At 68.5% G+C, this 20430-nt stretch carries 19 protein-coding genes; 14 read left to right on the top strand and 5 right to left on the bottom strand.

Annotated elements, in window-relative coordinates; translation table 11 throughout:
• The 8 genes from ACYVF6_RS06185 to ACYVF6_RS06150 all read left to right on the top strand — a co-directional run bounded on the left by ACYVF6_RS06185 (position 1) and on the right by ACYVF6_RS06150 (position 9636).
• Positions 1-1131: a glycosyltransferase family 4 protein gene (locus ACYVF6_RS06185; protein WP_460516899.1), complete on the top strand. Its 1131-nt coding sequence runs from the start codon at positions 1-3 to the stop codon at positions 1129-1131.
• The gene (locus ACYVF6_RS06180; protein ID WP_460516896.1) at positions 1128-2420 is read left to right on the top strand and encodes a lipopolysaccharide biosynthesis protein; all 1293 of its coding nucleotides are present in this window, start codon (positions 1128-1130) and stop codon (positions 2418-2420) included. Before ACYVF6_RS06185 ends, ACYVF6_RS06180 begins: the two co-directional genes overlap by 4 nt.
• Positions 2413-3936, top strand: coding sequence for an O-antigen polymerase (locus ACYVF6_RS06175; protein ID WP_460516893.1), 1524 nt, complete (start codon positions 2413-2415; stop codon positions 3934-3936). Before ACYVF6_RS06180 ends, ACYVF6_RS06175 begins: the two co-directional genes overlap by 8 nt.
• The gene (locus tag ACYVF6_RS06170) at positions 3933-5120 is read left to right on the top strand and encodes a glycosyltransferase family 4 protein (protein ID WP_460516890.1); all 1188 of its coding nucleotides are present in this window, start codon (positions 3933-3935) and stop codon (positions 5118-5120) included. Before ACYVF6_RS06175 ends, ACYVF6_RS06170 begins: the two co-directional genes overlap by 4 nt.
• Positions 5117-6208 carry a DegT/DnrJ/EryC1/StrS family aminotransferase gene (locus ACYVF6_RS06165; RefSeq protein ID WP_460516887.1) on the top strand — a complete coding sequence of 364 codons (1092 nt, stop codon included), beginning with the start codon at positions 5117-5119 and terminating at the stop codon, positions 6206-6208. Before ACYVF6_RS06170 ends, ACYVF6_RS06165 begins: the two co-directional genes overlap by 4 nt.
• Positions 6209-6455: 247 nt before the next feature.
• On the top strand, positions 6456-7364 hold the full coding sequence (locus ACYVF6_RS06160) for a hypothetical protein (RefSeq protein ID WP_460516884.1): 909 nt from the start codon (positions 6456-6458) through the stop codon (positions 7362-7364).
• A gap of 175 nt (positions 7365-7539) precedes the next feature.
• On the top strand, positions 7540-8445 hold the full coding sequence (locus ACYVF6_RS06155) for a lysozyme (protein WP_460516882.1): 906 nt from the start codon (positions 7540-7542) through the stop codon (positions 8443-8445).
• A gap of 357 nt (positions 8446-8802) precedes the next feature.
• Positions 8803-9636 carry a D-glucuronyl C5-epimerase family protein gene (locus ACYVF6_RS06150; protein ID WP_460516879.1) on the top strand — a complete coding sequence of 278 codons (834 nt, stop codon included), beginning with the start codon at positions 8803-8805 and terminating at the stop codon, positions 9634-9636.
• A 76-nt stretch (positions 9637-9712) separates the two neighbouring features.
• On the opposite strand, the gene ACYVF6_RS06145 is transcribed toward ACYVF6_RS06150, so the two are convergent.
• Together ACYVF6_RS06145 and ACYVF6_RS06140 are read right to left on the bottom strand one after the other, a co-directional pair.
• Entirely contained in the window at positions 9713-10570 is an 858-nt protein-coding gene (locus ACYVF6_RS06145) for a lysozyme (RefSeq protein ID WP_460516876.1), read from the bottom strand.
• A gap of 131 nt (positions 10571-10701) precedes the next feature.
• A complete protein-coding gene (locus tag ACYVF6_RS06140; RefSeq protein ID WP_460519396.1) occupies positions 10702-11370 on the bottom strand; it encodes a GNAT family N-acetyltransferase in 669 nt (222 codons plus the stop codon).
• 481 nt (positions 11371-11851) lie between these two features.
• Between ACYVF6_RS06140 and ACYVF6_RS06135 the strand changes: the two genes are divergently transcribed.
• Positions 11852-12529, top strand: a complete 678-nt coding sequence (locus ACYVF6_RS06135; RefSeq protein ID WP_460516873.1) for a sugar transferase — start codon at positions 11852-11854, stop codon at positions 12527-12529.
• Entirely contained in the window at positions 12519-13352 is an 834-nt protein-coding gene (locus tag ACYVF6_RS06130) for a GNAT family N-acetyltransferase (protein ID WP_460516869.1), read from the top strand. Before ACYVF6_RS06135 ends, ACYVF6_RS06130 begins: the two co-directional genes overlap by 11 nt.
• A 129-nt stretch (positions 13353-13481) precedes the next feature.
• On the opposite strand, the gene ACYVF6_RS06125 is transcribed toward ACYVF6_RS06130, so the two are convergent.
• The gene (locus ACYVF6_RS06125) at positions 13482-14381 is read right to left on the bottom strand and encodes a class I SAM-dependent methyltransferase (RefSeq protein ID WP_460516866.1); all 900 of its coding nucleotides are present in this window, start codon (positions 14379-14381) and stop codon (positions 13482-13484) included.
• Between the two features lie 73 nt (positions 14382-14454).
• On the opposite strand from ACYVF6_RS06125, the gene ACYVF6_RS06120 reads away from it, so the two are divergent.
• The 4 genes from ACYVF6_RS06120 (at position 14455) to ACYVF6_RS06105 (ending at position 18801) form a co-directional block, all read left to right on the top strand.
• Positions 14455-15093 (top strand): TetR/AcrR family transcriptional regulator, encoded by a 639-nt coding sequence (locus ACYVF6_RS06120; protein WP_460516863.1) that lies wholly within the window; start codon positions 14455-14457, stop codon positions 15091-15093.
• 101 nt (positions 15094-15194) lie between these two features.
• Positions 15195-16100, top strand: a complete 906-nt coding sequence (gene cysD / locus ACYVF6_RS06115; RefSeq protein ID WP_460516860.1) for a sulfate adenylyltransferase subunit CysD — start codon at positions 15195-15197, stop codon at positions 16098-16100.
• Complete coding sequence (cysN, locus tag ACYVF6_RS06110; RefSeq protein WP_460516857.1) at positions 16100-17374, top strand: sulfate adenylyltransferase subunit 1; 1275 nt, start codon at positions 16100-16102, stop codon at positions 17372-17374. The genes cysD and cysN overlap by 1 nt, the downstream gene beginning before the upstream one ends.
• A 191-nt stretch (positions 17375-17565) precedes the next feature.
• A complete protein-coding gene (locus tag ACYVF6_RS06105) occupies positions 17566-18801 on the top strand; it encodes a Bcr/CflA family multidrug efflux MFS transporter (RefSeq protein ID WP_460516854.1) in 1236 nt (411 codons plus the stop codon).
• On the opposite strand, the gene cysC is transcribed toward ACYVF6_RS06105, so the two are convergent.
• Together cysC and dtd are read right to left on the bottom strand one after the other, a co-directional pair.
• Positions 18758-19987, bottom strand: a complete 1230-nt coding sequence (gene cysC / locus ACYVF6_RS06100; RefSeq protein WP_460516853.1) for a bifunctional sulfate adenylyltransferase/adenylylsulfate kinase — start codon at positions 19985-19987, stop codon at positions 18758-18760. The genes ACYVF6_RS06105 and cysC overlap by 44 nt on opposite strands.
• Positions 19984-20409: a D-aminoacyl-tRNA deacylase gene (gene dtd / locus ACYVF6_RS06095; RefSeq protein WP_460516850.1), complete on the bottom strand. Its 426-nt coding sequence runs from the start codon at positions 20407-20409 to the stop codon at positions 19984-19986. The genes cysC and dtd overlap by 4 nt, the downstream gene beginning before the upstream one ends.
• Positions 20410-20430 lie beyond the last annotated feature (21 nt).

Below are 20430 nucleotides of genomic sequence, written 5' to 3'. Positions count from 1 at the left end.
ATGAAGTCAGTGCATGTGAGCATCGTGCACCCGGCGACCGACGTTCGTATCTTCACCAAGCAGTGCAAGACGCTGTCGGCCGCCGGTTACAACGTGACGCTCTACGCCCGCACGCCCAACCAGACGCAGGATGTCGAGGGCGTCACGGTCAAGCCGGTGCCGCAGGGCGGCAACCGCCTGGTGCGGATGACCGCCGGCGTGTGGAGCCTGCTGCGGCCGCTGCTCGCCGAGCGCGCCGACATCTACCACCTGCACGACCCTGAGCTGGTGCCGCTCGGCATGGCGCTGCGGGCGATCCGCCGGGTGCCGGTGATCTTCGACGCGCACGAGCCGCTGCCGCTGCAGATCTACGACAAGCACTGGATCCCCGGCCCGTTGCGCCCGGTCGTGTCGCGTGCGACCAGGCTGCTCGTCAAGCTCACCGGTCGCTCGGTCTCCGCGATCGTTGCCGCGTCGCCGCTGGCGGCCGAGGCCTACACCGGTGCCCGCAAGATCACCACGGTCAACAACTACCCGATCGTCCTCGAGGGCGACGACTACGACATTCCATACGACAAGCGCAGCCGCGATCTGGTCTACGTCGGCGGGATCTCCGCGGGCCGTGGGCTGTCGCAGATGCTCGAGGTGGCCCGCCGGCTGCACGAACGTACGGGCGGCAAGCTCACGCTGGTCGGCCCGTTCCAGCCCGCCGGGCTGGAGAGCACGGTGCGGGACGCCGGCGAGGCGGTCGACTACCTCGGCGTGCTGCCGCCTGCCGAGGCTCGGCGGATCATGGCCGAAGGCAGGGTCGGCCTGCTGCTGTTCCAGCGCTCGCGCGCCCACGAGCGCTCGATGCCGAACAAGCTTTTCGAGTACATGGCGTCCGGCGTGCCGGTCGTGGCGTCCGACTTCGCGCACTGGGGCACCATCATCGGAACCGGTGACCAACGGACCGGCCTGACCGTCGAACCCGACGACGTCGACGCCATCGACGGTGCGGCGCGGGAGATCCTCGCCGACACCGAACGCGCAGCGGAGATGGGCCGGCTCGGCCGATCGGCCGCCACCACGCAGTACACGTGGGCCTCGGAAGCGCGCACCTTGCTTTCGTTGTACGAGGAGTTGCTGCCGTCCACCGCCATGTCTAAGTGAGCGGGGTCAAGGTGGCCCAGGGGGCCAGGCGCGGGGTTGCCCAGATCGCGTTCGGTACCGCGGCCGGGCAGGCCGTGCTGATCGCGATCACGCCGATCCTGTCCCGGCTGTACAACGAGAGCGACTTCGCCATCCTGCAGGTCTTCACCGGCGTGGTGGCGTTCTCGGCCGTGCTGGCCAGCCTGCGGCTCGAGCTCGCGATCCCGCTCGCGAAGGACGACCACCAGGCCCGTTCCGTGCTCCGCGCCGGCCTGATCGGTGCGGTCGTCGTGGCCTGCTTCGTCTTCGTCGCCGGCCTCGCCACCGAGCCGCTGTGGGCCCGGACCGCCCCGCTGAAAGGGCTCGCCCACGCCTGGTGGCTGGTTCCGTTCACGCTCGCGGCGATCGCGGTCTTCCAGCTGATCAGCGCCGTGCTCGTACGCGGTGAGCGCTACCGCGACCTGGCGACCCGCAACACCTCGCAGAGCCTCGGCACGGCCGCTGCCCAGCTCGGCTTCGGGTTCGGCGGCATGCGCCCGCTCGGCCTGCTGCTCGGGCTGAGCATCGGCCGGATGTTCGGGCTCGGCGCCCTCGGAATGCCTGGGGTGTCCGGCCGCCGCCGGCTGTTCCCACCGGATGCCTCCGGGGAGGGCCGCCGTCCGGTCACGTTCAGGGACATGGGCGACGCGCTCAGGCGGTTCCGCCGGTTCCCGCTCGTCACCACCTGGTCGGGATTGATGAACGTCGCCGGCCAGTACGCTCCGTTCTTCGTGTTCGCGCTGCTCTTCACCGAGCAGCAGACCGGCTGGCTCGCGTTCACCGCCCGTGTGCTGGCGCTCCCCGTCACGGTGATCGGGCAGGCGGTCGCCCAGGTGTTCATCGGGCGGGGCGCGAACGCCCAGCGTGGTGCGACCGGCGACCTGCCGAGGCTCACCAGCCTGGCCGTGAAGCGGCTCGCGATGGTCGGCGTACTGCCCGCGGTGGTGCTTGCTGTACTGGCTCCATGGGCGTTCGAGCTGATCTTCGGTTCGAACTGGCACCGGGCTGGGCAGTACGCACAGGTGATGGCCATCGCGTTCCTTGCCCAGTTCGTCGCGGGTCCGGTCGCGAATGTCTTCAACCTGCTGGAACGTCAGGGAGTGGCGCTATTGTCGGACTCGGTTCGCCTGGTTCTGGTCGTCGCGGCACCGGTCGTGGTCTGGTATCTCCACGGATCCGACCTGCTGGCCGTCGCGGCTTACGCTGGCGTCCTGACGTTCTCGTACCTTGGCGTACTCGCACTGGCGTGGGGGGTTCTACGACATGCTTAGGGCGCGCACGGAAGTCCGTGGGCTGCCGCGTCTCTCGTGGCGCGGTGTCCGCTGGCTGCTGTTGTACGCCATCGGGTTGGGGCTCGGCCACTATCTCGTGATCGCGCCGGCGTTCTCCTATCTCGGGTTCGAGCGCCGCGGTCCCAACCTCGTGGTCGCACTGATCACGATGACGTCGTTCACGCTGTGCGCGCGCCGGCTGCCGGCCACCTGGGAACGCCCGTCGGCGCTGATCTACTGGATGCTGTTCCTGCTGGTCGTGGCGCCCGTCCACGTGCTGCCGGTGTTCACCTCCAACATCGGCAAGCCGATGATCATGATGGTGGCCTCGATCGCCGCCGCGTTCTGGCTGCTCGGCTTCATCTACTCCGTCAACCCGCCGGTGGTCCCGAGGCTCGCGATCCCGCCGAAGCTCTTCTGGTTCGGCTTCGCGCTGGTCTGGGTCGGGCTGCTGGCCGTCGTGATCCTGCACTACGGCTTCCGGCTCGACTTCATCTCGCTCTCGTCGGTCTACGACGTCCGTGACACGTTCCGCGACTCGATCGAGCGGGTGCCGCGGGTCGCGCGGTACGCCATCACGTGGATCGGCGAGGTGATCGCCCCGGTCGCGATCGGGTACGCCCTCTACTACCGCAAGTACTTCCTCGTCATCCCCGCCGCGCTCACGCAGCTGTTCCTGGTGTCGATCACCGGGTTCAAGTCGATGCTGTTCTCCTCGGTCCTGGTCGCGGCGATCGTGCTGATCGCGAAGTGGACCGACGTCAAGCGGATCGGGCAGCGGATCGCCGGCCTGGTCGCGGGCGCCGTGCTGCTCGTCACGGCGTTCGACTACCTCACGGGCAGCTGGCAGCTGTCGTCGCTGTTCATCCGCCGGATGATCCTGACCGCGGCGGTCAACACCAACTACCACTTCGAGTTCTTCTCGAGCTTCCCGAAGGCGCACCTCGGGCACAGCATCCTGTCGCGGTGGGTCGACTACCCCTACAGCCTGCCGCCGGCCAACATGATCGGCTACGCCTACTACAACAACGCCTGGACCAGTGCGAACGCCAACCTCTGGGCCGACGCGTTCGCCAACTTCGGGCTGGCGGGGGTGTTCGGGTTCACCGCCGTGCTGGCGATCGTGCTGCTGGTGATCGACGGTGCCGCCAAGCGAGTGCCGATCGCGCTGGCGCTGTCGGCGTTCGTCGTACCGTCGGTCAGCCTGTCCAACAGCGCGATGCTGACCACGTTCCTGACGCACGGGTTCCTGCTGGCCGCGCTGGTCGTCTTCCTGATGCCGGCGGACGACCAGCCGGCGAAGGCCGGGCCGAAGGGACCGCCCGACGCCGAACCGGCCGATCCCAACGGCATGCTGGGGCCCCAGGCTCGACAGCAGTCTCCGCAACAGCCTCCGCAGCCGCGCGAGCACTCTTCTGGTGAGCTCCCGATCCAGCCTGCGACACGTAGGAATGGGGCGGGCCCGGGCGGCCGTAGGCCGCGGGGGCTGGACAAGCACAGCGAGGACACCCAGTGATCACTCGGCGTAAGGCGCTCGTTCTCAACCACTTCGCGCTGCCGCGTTCGGTCGGCGGTGGCACCCGCCACGTCGAGCTGTTCAGCCGGCTCGGCGAGGGCTGGGACTGGCTGATCGTCGCCAGCGACCGCAACAACTACACCCGGCAGAAGTACTCCTCCGACGATCCGCGGTTCGTGACCGTGCCGACGCCGGAGTACAGCTCCAACGGGCTCGGACGGGTGGCCAACTGGGCCGCGTACGTGCTCGGCGCGTCGTTGGCCGGCATCCGGACGCGGGGCGTCGGTGTGGTCTACGGCTCGTCCCCGCACCTGCTGGCGCCGCTGGCCGCCTGGGGGCTGGCCAGGGTGCGGCGGGCGGCGTTCGTCCTCGAGGTACGCGACCTCTGGCCACGGTCGATGGTCGAGCTCGGCTACCTCGCCGAGGGGTCCCGGCTGCACCGGATCCTGGTCGGCGTCGAGCGCTTCCTCTACCGGCACGCGGACGCGATCGTGGTCACGTCGCCGGGGTACATCCGGCACATCGAGACGTTCGGCGTACCGGCGTCGAAGGTGACCGTGGTCAGCAACGGCGCCGACCCCGCCGACTTCGAGCCGACGGTCTCCAAGGCCGAGGCGCGGGCCCGGCTCGGGCTGCCGGCCAACGGCTTCGTGGCGATCTACGCCGGCGCGCACGGCCCGGCCAACGGCCTCGACCAGGTGCTGGACGCGGCCGCGAAACTGACCCACTGCACGTTCCTGCTGGTCGGCGACGGGTTGGAGAAGCAGCGCCTGGTCGCACGGGCCTGCGCCGAAGGGCTCGCGAACGTCGGCTTCTGCGACGCGGTGCCGAAGAGCGAGCTGGCCGACCTGCTGGTCGCGGCCGACGTCGGGCTGCACGTGCTCACCGACACCAAGCTGTTCCACGAGGGGATCAGCGCCAACAAGCTCTACGACTACATGGCCTGCGGGCTGCCGGCGATCACCAACGTCCGGGGCGAGTCGGCCGATGCGGTCACCGACGCCCGCGCGGGAATGGCGTGCCCGCCGGACGGACTCGCGGAGGCGGTCGAGCAACTGTCCGCGATACCGGCCAGGCAGCGGACGGCGATGGGCGAGCGCGGGCGGGCGTACGTACAGGAGCACAAGTCGCGGACGGCGATGGCCGGCCGCCTGCGAGAGTTGCTGGAGGAAGTCGTCCGATGAAGATCCGCCTCGCAAAGCCACAGACCGGCGAGGAAGAGGTCGAGGCGATCCGGGAGGTACTGGCCAGCGGCTTCCTCACCGGCGGCCCGAAGACCGCGGAGTTCGAGCGGGCGTTCGCCGCCATGCACGACACCGAGCACGCGGTCGCGCTGGCCAACGGCACGGTCGCGCTCGCCGCGATGCTGCTCGCGTACGACATCGGACCCGGCGACGAGGTGATCGTTCCGTCGATGACGTTCGTGTCGTCGGCGACCTCGGTCATGCACGTCGGCGCGACGCCGGTGTTCGCCGAGATCCGACCCGACACGTTCGACCTCGACGCCGATGATGTCGCGCAGCGGATCACGCCACGGACCAGGGCGATCATGGCCGTGCACTACGCCGGGCAGCCGGCCGATCTCCCAGCGCTGGCGAAGGTCGCCACCGAGCACGGCCTGCTGCTGCTCGAGGACTCCGCGCAGGCGCACGGGGCACGGCTGTACAGGCGGCCCGCGGGCTCGTGGGGCGCGGCCGGCATGTTCAGCTTCACGCCGACCAAGAACATCACCACCGGCGAAGGCGCGCTGGTCACGACGTCGGACGCGGCCGTCGCTGACCGGATCCGGCTACTTCGCAACCATGGCATGACCGCGCCCTATCACCATGACGTGGTCGGCTACAACTGGCGACTCACCGAGCTGCAGGCGGCCATGGGCATCGTGCAGCTCGGGCGGCTGCCGGGCATCCTGGAGCGCAAGCGGGGCAACGCGCTCTGGATGGCCGACCGGCTGCGTTCGGTGCCCGGCGTGACGCCGCCGGCGGTGCGCGAGGGCGCCGAACATCCGTACATGATCTACACCGTCCTGCTCGACGAGGGCATCGACCGCGACGGGGTGCTCGCGGACCTGCTGGAGGACGGCATCGAGGCGAAGGTCTACTTCCCCCCGGTGCACCGGCAGCCGATCTTCGCCGACCGGAGGGTGGAGCTGCCGCGAACCGACGAGATCGCTCCGCGTATGCTCTCGCTGCCTTTCCACGCCGGACTGGCAGACGGGGAGCTCGAACTGATCGCGGATCGGCTCGCCGTCGCGGTTGGGAAACAGGGTTAGAGCCACCGTTTGTCCACAGTGCGAATGCCGCTGGTAGCGGGCACTTGTACTGGTAGGGGAAACTAGACAGGCGCCCAGGGAGGGCGTGGCCTCGGCCGATTACGAGTGTGCACCACGTCGGCCGCGACTGGGAGGTTGGATGCGATCGGGGACGCGTGCCCGCACGGGTGGGCGATGTGCAGGACTGGCGCTCCTGGCGACCGCTGGGGCGATGATCCTGAGTGGCTGCCTGGCTGCAGCGGGTGACGTGGCTACCGGCACCGACGCCTCGAAGCTCGGCACCGTCAACACCCAGAACGACGTGCCGCAGGCCGTGAAGGAGCTCGGCTTCGACGGCGTCTTCAAGGTGGTCGCGACCCTGCCCGCGATGAAGCTCAAGGGCGGGCAGTTGCGGTTCCTCGAGGGCGTGATGTCGGCGACCGCGACCGAGCCCGCACTCCAGCAGGCCCAGATCCGGTGCTCCAACGAAGGCGCCGGCGTCGTCGTGAAGTCACAGGTCTCCGGCCGGAACACCTCCAACGACCCCGATGAGGTCACCACCGTCGCCGTGCGCTGGCTGTTCCGCGCACCGCAGGACGGCACCTGGAACTGCGCTCTCTACGGCATGGGGGACAAGGTCTCCCGCCCCGACGGCTACAAGCTCTACGTCAAGGCCGGCACCAGGCTGACCACGGCCGACGCCACGCTGCGCGGCGGCAAGACCTGGTACCTCCAGTACGACAAGAAGGTCAACTACCCCGGCGCGACCGCCGAGGTCGCCAACCCGGCGTGGGACGTGGGTTCGGCCACCCAGTCGATCGATGTGTACGCGGACATGCACATCACGAACAACTACGAAGGGCGCCGGACCAACTACGACTCCGTTGTGGTGTTGAAGGCCGAGGTCTTTCAGCTGACCGAGGCGGGCACGCCCTGCGGCCAGTCCTGGACCGCGACGGCCAAGGCGCGGATCACCCGCGAGGTCCACCACGACAAGCTGGACGTCTACTACAAGGGCATCCCGGTGCACCGGGAACGCAGTTGTACCTCGCAGTTCCGGCTCCGGATCACCGTCCGCCTCGACGCGGGCAGCCCGATCGTCGTGCACGGTCCGGTGCAGCTGAAGAACGGTGAGAAGGGCAACTACTACTCCAGCTACAACTTCCTGATGCACTGACCGTACGTGCAGGGGCGAATGCGCCTTTGCCGCAGGGACGCAGCGCGGGGGCCAGCAGTTCCGGCAGCTTTTGTCCGGCGAAACTTGCTGCCAAACCCCTGTTTTCAGGCAACCTGATCGGCCTACGCTGCGACGCACTTCAACTCGCATCGCATCGGTCAATCGGAGGTTAGCCGTGCCCACTCGTCGCTCCGTCGGCATCGCCCTAGCCGGCGCCGGCGCTCTCGTTCTAGGCCTCGCCGCGCCGGCCCTGGCCAGCCCGGGCAAGAGCCCCACAGCTGTCAGCTCCGTCGCAGCCAACGCAGCCGGCAACGCCACCGGCAAGGCGATCGCCGACCCGCGGCCGATCACCAGCGCGAAGGCAGCCGGCATCCTGGCGCCGGGCCAGGCCTACATGGGCTGGCACAACCCGAAGGTCCCCGCCGTCGCCGCCAAGACGTCCGGCTCGATCCAGTCGGCGACGGGAACGGTCGCCGGCATGGACGTCGCCAGCCACCAAGGCAACGTGAACTGGTCCTCGTGGTGGAGCAAGGGCAAGCGCTTCGCCTTCGTCAAGGCCACCGAGGGCACGGGTTACCGCAACCCGTACTTCGCCCAGCAGTACAACGGTTCGTACCGCGTCGGCATGATCCGCGGCTCGTACCACTTCGCACTGCCCAACAAGAGCAGCGGCGCCACCCAGGCCAACTACTTCGTGAACCACGGCGGCGGCTGGTCGAAGGACGGCAAGACCCTGCCGGGTGCACTCGACATCGAGTACAACCCGTACGGCTCAACGTGCTACGGCCTCTCGCAGAGCGGGATGGTCAGCTGGATCCGTAGTTTCACCAAGCAGTACAAGGCTCGTACCGGCCGCGATGCGGTCATTTACAGCACAACGGACTGGTGGAAGCGCTGCACGGGCAACAACGCCTCGTTCGGCAAGGCCAACCCGCTGTGGATCGCCCGCTACAACAGCTCTCCCGGCACGCTGCCCGCGGGGTGGGGCTTCCACACGTTCTGGCAGTTCAGTTCGAGCCCGCTCGACCAGAACCGGTTCAACGGCGCCATCTCCCGGCTGCGCGCTCTCGCGACCGGCTAGTTCACAACCAAACGGCCAGCGCCGGAATCCCTCCCCGTGTAGGGTTCCGGCGCTGGCTGCTTTTGTGGAGCACACGCGCATCACGAACTCGGGGAGGGGTTCGGGTTGCAGGGGTGGGTCAAACTCGCATGCACGTTTTCAGCTGCGGCGCTGCTGCCGGCGGCGATGGCCGGCTGTACGGCCACGCACGAGGGCACAGGCTCTGTACGTGCGACGATGTCGCCGACCATGGGCTGTCCGCCGACGTCGTCGCCGGCGGTCCCGGCGTCGGCCACGAATCGGCCGGCACCGTCGCCGGTGCCATTCCAGGTGGCGTGGCCGGCGAAATACGACCGGCTGGGTGAATACACCAATTATGTGGATCGGAAATCGGTTGCCCGCAATTCGAGAGCGAAGCTCGACAATGCTGGTGTCGTCACGCTGAGAACAGGTGTGTGCACGTACTACTACAACCCCACGACGATCTCGCAGTACGGCCTGCAGAGCTGGAGCTATTTCAAGCGCTGGGGCCGGCCGGAGGACCTCGAGGTCGCCACCCGGCAGGCCGACTGGCTGGTGCGCACGCAGGACAAGCAGACCGGTGCCTGGAACTACCGCATCAACTGGAACGTCGCGAACATGGACGAGACGCTGAAGGCACCGTGGACCGGTGCGATGGTGCAGGGGCAGGCGATGTCGCTGCTGACGCGGGTGGCGTCGGCGTACCCTGACCGCCCGGAGTACCTCCGCGCGGCGCGGCTGGCGACCAGGCCGCTCACCAAGCCGGTCTCCGAGGGCGGCCTGGTGAACTACCTCGACGGGCGGCCGTTCTACGAGGAGTACCCCACGAGGACGCCGTCGTTCACGCTGAACGGCTTGCAGCACACGCTGATCGGCCTCTGGGACCTCTCGCAGGCCGGCGATCGCGAAGCCGGCCGGCTGTTCGACGCCGGCTTCGAGACGATGGTCTACGCACTGCCCAGGTACGACGCGAAGACGACGACGGCGTACAACCTGTCGCACGTCACCAAGCCGGGCCGCGAACTGCATTCGGCCGACCGCTACCACCGGATCCACGTCCAGCTGCTGGCCGTCCTCTACGCCATGCGCCCGGACGCCACCGTGAAGCACTACTTCGACCTGTGGTCGACGTACGCCCCGATGCGCAGCGGCGGGCTGCGCCCGGTCACGGCGCCGCCGCCACCCAGCTGATCGCCCAAGGTCGCGAGCATGGAAAGCGCCGGAAACCCGCCTCCGTCAGGGTTTCCGGCGCTGGTCGTTGGGATGCTTATCCGTTCGCGAGGGCCTGCAGGCGGTCGATCGCGCCGTTGAAGTAGTTCTGGTCGATCGGCGAGGAGGTGTACTGCCAGAACGTGTGGAATCCCCAGCCGGCCGGCAGGGTGCCCACCGAGCTGGAGTACCGCGCGATCCACAGCGGGTTCGTCGAGCCGAACGAGCTGTTGTTGCCCGTGCACTGGCTCCACCAGTCGGTGGTGGTGTAGATAACCGCGTCGCGGCCCGTGCGGGCCTTGTAGGTGCTGGTGAAGTCGCGGATCCAGTTCACCATCGAGGCCTGCGAGAGGCCGTAGCACGTCGCGCCGTAAGGGTTGTACTCGATGTCGAGCGCGCCGGGCAGCGTCTTGCCGTCGCCCGACCAGCCGCCGCCGCTGCTGGCGAAGTAGTTGGCCTGGGTGGCACCGCTGCTGACGTTCGGCAGTGCGAAGTGGTACGAGCCGCGGATCATGCCGACGTTGTAGGAGCCGTTGTACTGCTGGGCGAAGTAGGGGTTCTTGTAGCTCGTGCCTTCGGTCGCCTTGACGTAGGCGAACCGCTTGCCCTGCCCCCACCAGTAGGCCCAGTCGACGTTGCCCTGGTGGCTGGACACGTCGATGCCGGACACGGTGGCCAGCGTCCCGATCGACGCGGGCGTCTGGTCGCCCTTGGCGGTGGTGGCGGTGGTCTGGTTGTTCCAGCCCATGTACGCCTGGCCCGGGCCGGCGATACCGGCTGCCTTCGCGCTGGTGGTCGGCTTCGGTGCGGCGGCGGTGCCGCTCTTGCCAACACTGGCGAGCGACGGTGCGGCGAGTCCTAGAACGAGGAGGCCGGCACCGGCCACAGCGATGCCGACTGAGCGTGAGGTGAGCACGGCGAACCTCCGGTTTGGAACCGTTGGGGTGAGTGAACCGTCCGCCGCATCGTAGGCAGGGGGTTACGGCCAGAAACAGATGTCTGGCACCAAGTTTCCACGTTTGGCCGGAGCTGGTAGCCGGCGCCGGCTCAGACTCCCATGCCCGTCGTGCGGTACGCCGGGAAGAAACCGCGCTCCGGATCCTGGCCGGACGCCTTCACAGCAAGGCCGTACGCCTCGTCGTCGAACACCGCGCGGATCGTGCGGTACTCGAACCGCAGCGGTCCGAACCCGCCCTTGTAGCGCAGCAAGCTGTCGTCGTCACCACCCACACCGCCGCCGAGGTGGAACCACCGGTCTCCGCGCTCGTGACCGGAATCGGCCACCGCTTCGAACAGCGGCCGGGCCGCACCCAGTGCGTAGTCCTCGGCGCGCGTTCCGCCGAGGTGGTACTGGATGATCCCGTTCGTACGCAGGAACAGCCCCGCACTCGCCACCACACCGTCGGGCTTGCGCGCGACCCAGAGCTCGAGATTCTCACCCAGTTCGTCCAGCAGGGTGGCGACCCGCGCCTCGTCGAGCAGGTACGCCTGACCTGCTTGGTGCTTACCCATCGTCTGCAGATAGCAGGCCGTGAAACCGGCGATCGCGGAGTCGCTGTGATCCCGCAAAAAGGTCAGATTATTAGACAAAGACTTGCGTAACGCCCGTCTGTGATGGGAACTTGACTGTCGGAGTCGATCCTCACGCGGAGTGGTCAAATCGACCGCTACCGTGGGAGTAGGCGGGCCGAAGACAAATGGCTTAGAACAGAACATGTCACTCGCGTCCAACAGGGGATTTGTACGAATGAACGCGGTGAGCACCTTTCGTTCGTGCATCTGACCGGCGAACCACGCAACGAACGCCGTTCGCCAAGAGTCATCCACTTCGACAGGCCCTGTGCCGGGCTCCGGAACCCCACCCGGAGATGCAGGCCCGGCGCCGTCACGGGAGGTTCTCAATGGTCCGGGGTAGCCGTATACCGAGGTCGCATCCACCGCATACCCGGTCGCTTCACGCACCGGATCGGGCAGCGGACGCATGGTCAGAGGAACCACAGCCCGCACGTCGCGGTGTTCGTACGACAGGAGCACTGTCTCGTAGCTCTGCCCATAACCGTCCCGAGCCGCCAGTCGTTGGTACGCGGGGATGTGGTAGGAGTCGTACGCGCAAATCGACCGAAGGGTCTTCAACCATCCGGTCTCGTCGGCAAGCGTGGTCACTGAGTTCATCAAGGATGCAGGTAGGTGTGTCGTGGTGAGGCAACGGATCGGACGCGCGGTCAAGCGTAGCTTCGACGTCGTGGCCGCCCTGTCCGGGCTCATCGTGCTGTCCCCTGCCATCGTCGCGATCGCCATCCTGGTGCGCTGGCGGATGGGTTCGCCGATCCTGTTCAAGCAGCAGCGCACGGGCTTCCGGGAGCGCCAGTTCTGGGCGCTGAAGTTCCGCACGATGAACTCCAGGACCGACGCCCACGGGCGGCTGCTGCCCGACCACAAGCGCCTCGGCCGGCTCGGCCGGCTCCTGCGCAAGCTCTCGCTGGACGAGATTCCGCAGCTCATCAACGTCGTGCGCGGCGACATGAGTCTCGTCGGTCCGCGGCCGCTGCTGCCGAAGTACGACCAGTGGTACTCCCCGAACGAGCGCAGGCGCTTCGAAGTCAGACCGGGGATCACCGGCCTGGCTCAGGTCGCTGGCCGTAACCTGGTCGGGTGGAACGCCCGGCTCTCCTATGACATCGAATACGTCGACCGCTGGTCGCTGTGGCTTGACCTTAGGATCGTGCTGCAGACGGTAAAGGTCGTGTTCTCCAAACACGGTGTCGTGGACGATCCGCGGTCGTTGATGAGCGACCTGGACGAGGAACGCGGTGAGGCGATGACGGACGAGTTGATTCTCACTCCAGAAGACCGGTCCCTGCTGCGTGCGGGCTGAGGCAGCGTTGGCCGATCCGCTGGACTCCACGGGCCAGGGCGGTCGTGACCTCAGAGACACGGAGAACTCGCGCTGGTACGAGTCCGCAGCAGACCTGCTGCGGCTCGTCGTACCCCGGTCGTGCATGGGTCTGACGCCCTACGACAGCCGCCGGTTCGCTCGTTTCCTGGCCACGGCTGCGGGGCCGCCACCCGCCACGCGGACGTTGCTGCTGCGTGCCGTCGTGTCCGAGGAGCGCCTGGTCGGTGTTGCCGACTGGCGGCTGCTCGGACACGTACTGTTCCTGAACGGACTCGCCGTCGCGCCTGACCACCGGGGTTCCGGGATCGGTCGCGCGTTGCTCGACGACGGGATCGAGGTGGCACAGCGACTGGGCTGCCGCGGTCTCGAGCTCGACGTCGAGGAGAAGAACGAGGCGGCGCTGGCGCTCTACCGCAGCGCGGGCTTCGTCGGCGGCGGTGCGTCGGCCTGGGTCGAGCTGCCGCCGATCGAACCGCCCGCCGAAGGGCCGGGCGGACCCTCCGGCGGGAGCGAGGTCGACGAGCACGGCTGGCGCTTCCGCAACTGGCCGGAGTTCCTGGTGCACCATCGTGCGTACGGCTTCGGCGACCTCGGCGTCGCTCGAGGCGGTGAGTCGGTGCAGGTCCGGCTGCTGCCGGGCGGGTGGCGGGTGTCGGACCCGCTGCTGGGTGCCCAGGTCACCCAGTCGGTGGCGTCGGCGGTCGGGCGCTGGCCGGAGCGGGTGTTCCGGATCACCGGCGTGAAGAACGCCGGCGACGGCGCGGTCCTGGCCACCTTCCGCCGGTTGCGCCGCGCGCTCTGACGCGGTCGCCCTACGTGACCCGCAATGACCACGGGTGCTCGGTCATTTAGCCACGCGGCGGAGCCGCATAGTCAGCACTTTGCCAGGCAAATTGGCCACGGGCGGGTCGTAGTGACCTTGCACCCGTGGTCATTTGGCCTGCTCGCGGACGGCTGTCGCGAGCCAGGTGGCGGGAGGTCCAGACGTCGCGTCCAGCAGGACCGGCACCTCGCGGCCGTGCCGGGTGGCGAACGCGCTCATGTCGGCCACCTCCGCCGTCCAGCCTTTTCCGGCGAGCCAGCCGGTCGGGTTGTCGATCGTGGACTGCCAGCTCGCTCCCACCTTGTCCAGCACCGAGAGCTCGTCGCCCCTGGTGCCGGCCAGCTGCCAGATCCGTGAGCTCAACTGGTCGACCACGAGCAGGCTGCCGCTCGCCGAGAGCCGGCCGACCCGGGAGAGCAGCCGGTCGGCGTCGTCCACGGTGAGGTATGGCAGCAGTCCTTCGACGAGCCAGACCGCCGGCTCTCCGGGCTCGAACCCGGCGGCTCGCAGCGGATCCGCGAAGTCGTCCCGCAGGTCGGCCGGGACGGGCAGCCGGCGACCGGCCGGCTCCGCGTCGTAGCCGGCGAGCACGCCGGCCTTGAACGCCATCAGGTCGGGCAGGTCGAGCTCGAAGACGCGCGAGCCGGCCGGCAGCGGGAGCCGGAACGCCCGGGCGTCCAGGCCGGCGGCCAGGATCACGACCTGGCGGCAGCCGTTCGCGACGGCGGACAGGACGTGATCGTCGAAGTACCGGGTGCGCAGCGGTACGAACCCGCGAAACTCCGGCACGATGTCGCCGAGCGTCACGTCGCCGGTCAGACCCGGCAGGACGAGTTCGAGTTCGGACCGTCCGTGGCCGGCGGCGGCCGAGTCGACGATCGCGGAGATGAACCGGTCGGCCAGGGGGTCGTCGAAGAGCCGGTCCTCGCGCCGGCTCTCGACCCGGCGTTCCTGCGCCATGGTGACAGCGGTCAGTCCGACTCCGGAGAGGATTGCGTTCTCAGTCATGGAAGGTCACCCTAACTCATTTCCGACCATTGGTCACTTATTCGTGGGAGACCCGCGTCGCTAGAGTCGCCGCATGGGAAGTCGTGCGGCCGCGGCCGGCACTGGACGCCGGCCCAGCCGTGGGCGACCGGCCCAGCTGAGCCGGGAACGCATCGTCGCCACGGCTCTCGAGCTCGATCTCGACACGCTCACGATGCGCGGGCTGGCCGACCGGCTGGGCGTCACGCACTCCACGCTGTACGGCTGGGTGTCCAGCCGCGCCGAGCTGCTCGACCTGATCAGCGCGGTGACGATCGACAAGACCCTGCCGCCGGACGATCCGGTCGACGGCGACTGGCGGGCCTGGCTGGCCGGACTGGCCTGGCGGATGCGTACCGAGCTGCTGTCGGCGCCCGGCCACGCCGCGCGGCTGCGGGACACCGGCTTCCGGACACACCGCGACGACGCGCACGAACGACTGCACCAACGGGTGCTCGGCGCGTTGACCGCCTCCGGCCTGGCGCCGGAACAGGCCGCGCGTACCTGGGCGATCTTCGGCGTCACCGTGCTGGGCTGGATCGCCGCGGAACAAGGTGAGGCGCGCTACGTCGAGTCGGACCCCGTACGGCGGCTGCCGCCGTTCGAGTTCCTGCTCGACACTTTGCTGCGCGGTCTCCCACCGCACGACCCGCCGGCGTACGCCGGGTTCCGCGAGGATCAGCCCGTGCGGTGAGACCGGCTCGGGGCTCAGGTTTGCGGACGGAAGTCGTGGTCTTCTCGGGTACCGGTCAGACAGTCCGGCATTTGGCCGATCCGCAGGTACCATCGCGAGCTATGCCCGTCGACTACCGGTTGTCTCATCTCCAGCTGCTCGAAGCGGAGTCGATCCACATCATTCGTGAGGTCGCTGCCGAGTTCGAGCGCCCGGCGCTGCTGTTCTCCGGCGGCAAGGACTCGGTCGTCATGCTGCGGCTGGCCGAGAAGGCTTTCTGGCCCGCCAAGATCCCGTTCGCCGTCGTCCACGTCGACACCGGCCACAACTTCGACGAGGTGCTGGCGTTCCGCGACCTGCGCGTCGAGGAGCTCGGTCTGCGCCTGGTTGTCGGTTCGGTACAACAGGCGATCGACGAGGGACGGATCGTCGAGCGGCCCGGGCAGATGCGCAACCGGCTGCAGACCCAGATCCTGCTCGAGACCGTCGAGCAGGAAGGCTTCGACGCGCTGCTCGGTGGCGCTCGCCGCGACGAGGAGAAGGCGCGGGCCAAGGAGCGGGTGTTCTCGTTCCGGGATGAGTTCGGGCAGTGGGACCCGAAGAACCAGCGGCCGGAGTTGTGGAGCATCTACAACGGCAAGGTCCACCCTGGCGAGTCGATCCGGGCCTTCCCGCTGTCGAACTGGACCGAGCTCGACATCTGGCACTACATCGCCGAACACGACATACCGATCCCGTCGATCTACTACGCCCACAAGCGCAACGTCTTCGACCGCGACGGCATGCTGCTGGCGGAGTCCGACGTCGTGCCGCGGCGCGACGGCGAGGAGGTCTACGAAGCGATGGTCCGTTACCGCACGGTCGGCGACATCTCGTGCACCGGCGCGGTCGCCTCGACCGCCACGACGCTGGAGCAGATCATCGCCGAGGTGGCGACCAGCCGGATCACCGAGCGTGGCGCCACCCGCGCCGACGACCGGTTCAGCGAGGCCGCGATGGAAGACCGCAAGCGGGAGGGTTACTTCTGATGGCTGTTTCTTCTCGGGGCCATATGGACCTGCTGCGGTTCGCGACCGCCGGCTCGGTCGACGACGGCAAGAGCACGCTGATCGGCCGGCTGCTGTATGACTCGAAGGCGATCTTCGAGGACCAGCTCGACGCGGTGGAGCGCACGAGCCGTGACCGCGGCTTCGAATACACCAACCTCGCGCTGCTCACCGACGGCCTGCGCGCCGAACGCGAGCAGGGCATCACGATCGACGTGGCCTACCGCTACTTCGCCACGCCGAAACGCAAGTTCATCATCGCCGACACGCCCGGGCACATCCAGTACACCCGCAACATGGTCACCGGCGCGTCCAACTCCGACCTCGCGCTCGTGCTCGTCGACGCGCGGCACGGGCTGGTCGAGCAGACGCGCAGGCACGCGTTCCTGGTGTCGCTGTTGCGGGTGCCGCACCTCGTGCTGTGTGTCAACAAGATGGATCTCGTGGGCTACAGCCAGGAGGTGTATGAGCAGATCCGCGAAGACTTCATCGGCTTCGCGACCAAGCTCAACATCCCCGACCTGCAGGTGATCCCGATCTCCGCGCTCGAGGGCGACAACGTCGTCGAGCGCTCGGCCAACATGCCGTGGTACGACGGCTCGTCGCTGCTGCACCACCTGGAGAACGTCTACGTCGCGTCCGACCGCAACCTCGTCGACGTCCGGCTGCCGGTGCAGTACGTCATCCGGCCGCAGTCCAACGACTTCCACGACTACCGCGGCTATGCCGGCCAGCTCGCCGGTGGAGTCCTGAAGCCGGGCGACGAGGTGATGGTGCTGCCGTCGGGCATGACCAGCCGCGTCGCGGCGATCGACACCGCCGACGGGCCGGTCGACGAGGCGTTCCCGCCGATGTCGGTGACCGTGCGGCTGACCGACGACCTCGACGTCTCGCGGGGCGACCTGGTCTGCCGGCCCTACAACAAGCCGATCGCGGCCCAGAACGTCTGCGCGATGGTCTCGTGGATGACCGACCAGCCGTTGCGGCCGGGGCAGCGGATCTTCGTCAAGCACACGACGCGAAGCGCGAAGGCGATCGTGAAGAAGCTGCACTATCGGCTCGACGTCAACACCCTGCACCGCGACGAGGACGCGTCGCAGCTCGGCCTGAACGAGATCGGCCGCGTCGACCTGCGGGTTGCCCAGCCGTTGTTCGTCGACGAGTACGCCAGGAACCGCCTGACCGGTGGCTTCGTCCTGATCGACGAAGCGACCAACGTCACCGTCGGCGCCGGCATGATCGTCGCCGCCGACTGACGCCCACACCTCGCTCCGCTCCGCCGCGAATGACCACGTTAACCACGTAATTGGCGGGTTAACCACGCCCCGGGGCGTGGCGAAGCACCCACTAGCGTGGCGGAGTCGTTGCTCCGGTGAATCATCAGCCAGGCTGACCAGTTCAGGACACCGCTGCCCAGTCCACGCACGTCGTGGCACTGTCGTTTGATGTGACGACATCTCCCCACCCCGCGGCGCCGAATACGAAAATCGGCCTGCGGCTCGTCGTCATGCTTGGTTCGCTCACCGCGTTCGGGCCGATGACGATCGACTTGTACCTGCCGGCGCTCCCGACGATGACCGAGGAGCTCCAGACCACCGAGTCGCGCCTGCAGCTCACGCTCACCGCCTGCCTGATCGGCCTTGCCGTCGGGCAGGTGATCATCGGGCCGATCTCGGATGCCGTCGGACGGCGCAAGCCGCTGCTCGTCGGCATGGCCGTCTACGCCCTGGCCAGCATCGCCTGTGCCGTCAGCCCGAACGTCGAGCTGCTCATCACGTTCCGCGTCGTCCAGGCCCTCGCCGCGGCCGCCGGGCAGGTCACCGCCCGGGCCGTCATCCGCGACCTGGTGTCGGGCTCCGAGATCGCCCGCCTGCTGTCGTTGCTCATGCTCGTCACCGGCGTCGCGCCGATTCTGGCGCCGGTCGTCGGCGGTCAGCTGCTGCGGTTCGGCAGCTGGCGGCTGATGTTCGTCGTGCTCGCCCTCTTCGGCACAGTCTTGTTCTTCGCCGTCTGGCGGATGCTGCCCGACACGCTCAGCGCCGAGCGGCGCCGGCAGGGCAGCATCAAGGACACGCTCGGCGCCTACGCGCGGGTGGCACGAGACCGGTACTTCCTCGGCTACGCCCTCGCCACCGCGATCGGGTTCGCCGCGATGTTCGCGTACCTGTCCGGCTCGTCGTTCGTCTACCAGGACGTCTTCGACATCAGCCCGCAGTGGTACGGCGTGCTGTTCGGGCTCAACGGCCTCGGTCTGGTGATCGTCTCCCAGATCAACGGGCGGCTGGTCAGGCGGATCGATCCGCACGTGCTGCTCGACACCGGTCAGGTCATCGGCCTCTGTACGGCGGTCGTCATGCTGCTGTCGGCCATCACCGGCATCGGCGGCACCGCAGGCGTTCTCGTTCCCCTCTTCCTCACCATCGCCAGCCGTACGCTCGTCATGCCGAACGCCACCGCGCTCGGCCTCACCCGCTATCCCGACGCAGCCGGCACGGCGTCTGCCATGCAGGGCACGCTGCAGTTCGTGATCGCGTCGGCGGTCGGGCCGCTGGTCACGGTGTTCGGCGTCACCAGCGCGGTCCCGATGTGCGCGGTGATGGTCGGCTGCCTGGTGCTCTCGCTGCTGGTCCGGATCGTCCTCACCCGGAACGCGGAGCAGGAGCGGGCAACCAGCCCTTCTTGACCAGCCCTTCGAACACCTCGGCAACGGCGTCGTCGACGGCCAGCGACGACGTGTCGATCGTCAGGTCCGCGTCGGCAGGCACCTCGTACGGGTCGGAGATGCCCGTGAACTCCGCGATCTCGCCCGCGCGGGCCTTGGCGTACAGGCCCTTGCGGTCGCGGCGTTCGCACTCCTCCAACGGCGTCGCGACGTGCACGAGGACGAACGTGCCGCCCGCGTCGGTCACCATCCGCCGGACCTCCTCACGGGTCGAGGCGTACGGCGCGATCGGCGCGCACAGCGCGATCCCGCGGTGCCGAGCGATCTCCGACGCCACGAAGCCGATCCGGCGGATGTTGGCCTCGCGGTCGGGCTTGGAGAAGCCGAGCCCGGCCGACAGCATCCGGCGTACGACGTCGCCGTCGAGCAACGTGACGGACCGCTCCGTGCGCTCCAGCAGGACGTCGCGCAGGCGCTGCGCCAGCGTCGACTTGCCCGAGCCGGACAGCCCGGTGAAGAACACGACGAGCCCACGCCGTGCCAGCGGCGGCCGGTCGGCCCGCAGCGCTAGGCCGATCGGGCCGGGCACGAGGTCGGGCTTCAGCATCCGGCCCCGGCCGAGTGCGTAGCCGATCGCCGCGAGCCGGTCGGGTGCCGCCGAGATGTCGAGGAAATCGCCGTAGGCGGAGGCAACGTGGGCTCTGCGTTTCGCGTCTTTCGAAGTATCGGCCCGGCTGGCCAGGGGAACGGGTACGACGCGCGAGGCACCGGGCAGGAGTTCGCCAGCAGCCAAGGTCGCCCGCAGCAGTCCCGTTGTGGAGCTCAGCCGGGCCGAGCCAGGCCCGATCAGCACGAGCAGCAGCGTGACGTCGTACGCCCGGCCGGCCTCCGCCAGTTGTGCGAGCGCCCGCGTGTCCAGCGGGGCGTCGACCGCTACGGCCGCGATCTTCCGGCCCGGGAACTCCGTGCGGATCTGTTCGGGCGTGCGCCGCAGGTGCTGGAACAGGCCGTGCTCGCGTGGCCGCAGCGGCGTCGCAGTCCGGGTCGCCGGGTCGTACGCCGCGACCGGCGTGCCCTCCGGGTCGGTGACCTCGACAGGGCCGCCACGGGCCAGCTCGGCCGGCACGGTGAGGTCGACCGTTTCGAAGATGCCGTCGAGCGCGAGCTCCAGGTCGGCGTACTCAGCGGGCGGGGGCGTCCAGGTCATGCCTCGACGATAATCGTGACGGGTCCGTCGTTCTCCAGCGAAACCGCCATCTGGGCACCGAATCGCCCGGTTTCGACGGTTGCGCCGAGCTTGCGCAGGGCGGCGCAGAAGTAGTCGACCAATGGCTCCGCGACCTCGCCGGGTGCCGCCTGCGACCACGACGGGCGGCGACCCTTGCGGGTGTCGGCGTACAACGTGAACTGGCTGACGACGAGCAGCGGCGCGCCGACGTCGGAGCACGACTGCTCGTCGCGCAGGATGCGCAGGCCCCAGATCTTCGCGGCGAGCTTGTCTGCCTCGGCCTCTGCGTCGGTGTGCGTGACGCCGACCAACACCAACAGCCCGGGCTTGTCGATCTCGCCGACGATCTCGCCGTCGACCGTGACCGATGCTCGGGCTACTCGCTGCACCACTGCTCGCATGGGAACCCAGCTTAGGATGCC

Source organism: Flindersiella endophytica (assembly GCF_054779015.1).
The sequence above is the reverse complement of the archived record's forward strand: the minus strand, read 5'-3'. Positions and strand labels throughout refer to the sequence as shown.

Bases quoted from the DNA above. Each gene is read 5' to 3' on its own strand.
- ACYVF6_RS06140 (WP_460519396.1), bottom strand. From the start codon at position 11,370: ATGTTCTGTTCTAAGCCATTTGTCTTCGGCCCGCCTACTCCCACGGTA.
- ACYVF6_RS06125 (WP_460516866.1), bottom strand. From the start codon at position 14,381: ATGACTGAGAACGCAATCCTCTCCGGAGTCGGACTGACCGCTGTCACC.
- ACYVF6_RS06165 (WP_460516887.1), top strand. From the start codon at position 5,117: ATGAAGATCCGCCTCGCAAAGCCACAGACCGGCGAGGAAGAGGTCGAG.
- cysD (WP_460516860.1), top strand. From the start codon at position 15,195: ATGCCCGTCGACTACCGGTTGTCTCATCTCCAGCTGCTCGAAGCGGAG.
- cysN (WP_460516857.1), top strand. From the start codon at position 16,100: ATGGCTGTTTCTTCTCGGGGCCATATGGACCTGCTGCGGTTCGCGACC.
- dtd (WP_460516850.1), bottom strand. From the start codon at position 20,409: ATGCGAGCAGTGGTGCAGCGAGTAGCCCGAGCATCGGTCACGGTCGAC.
- cysC (WP_460516853.1), bottom strand. From the start codon at position 19,987: ATGACCTGGACGCCCCCGCCCGCTGAGTACGCCGACCTGGAGCTCGCG.
- ACYVF6_RS06185 (WP_460516899.1), top strand. From the start codon at position 1: ATGAAGTCAGTGCATGTGAGCATCGTGCACCCGGCGACCGACGTTCGT.
- ACYVF6_RS06175 (WP_460516893.1), top strand. From the start codon at position 2,413: ATGCTTAGGGCGCGCACGGAAGTCCGTGGGCTGCCGCGTCTCTCGTGG.
- ACYVF6_RS06120 (WP_460516863.1), top strand. From the start codon at position 14,455: ATGGGAAGTCGTGCGGCCGCGGCCGGCACTGGACGCCGGCCCAGCCGT.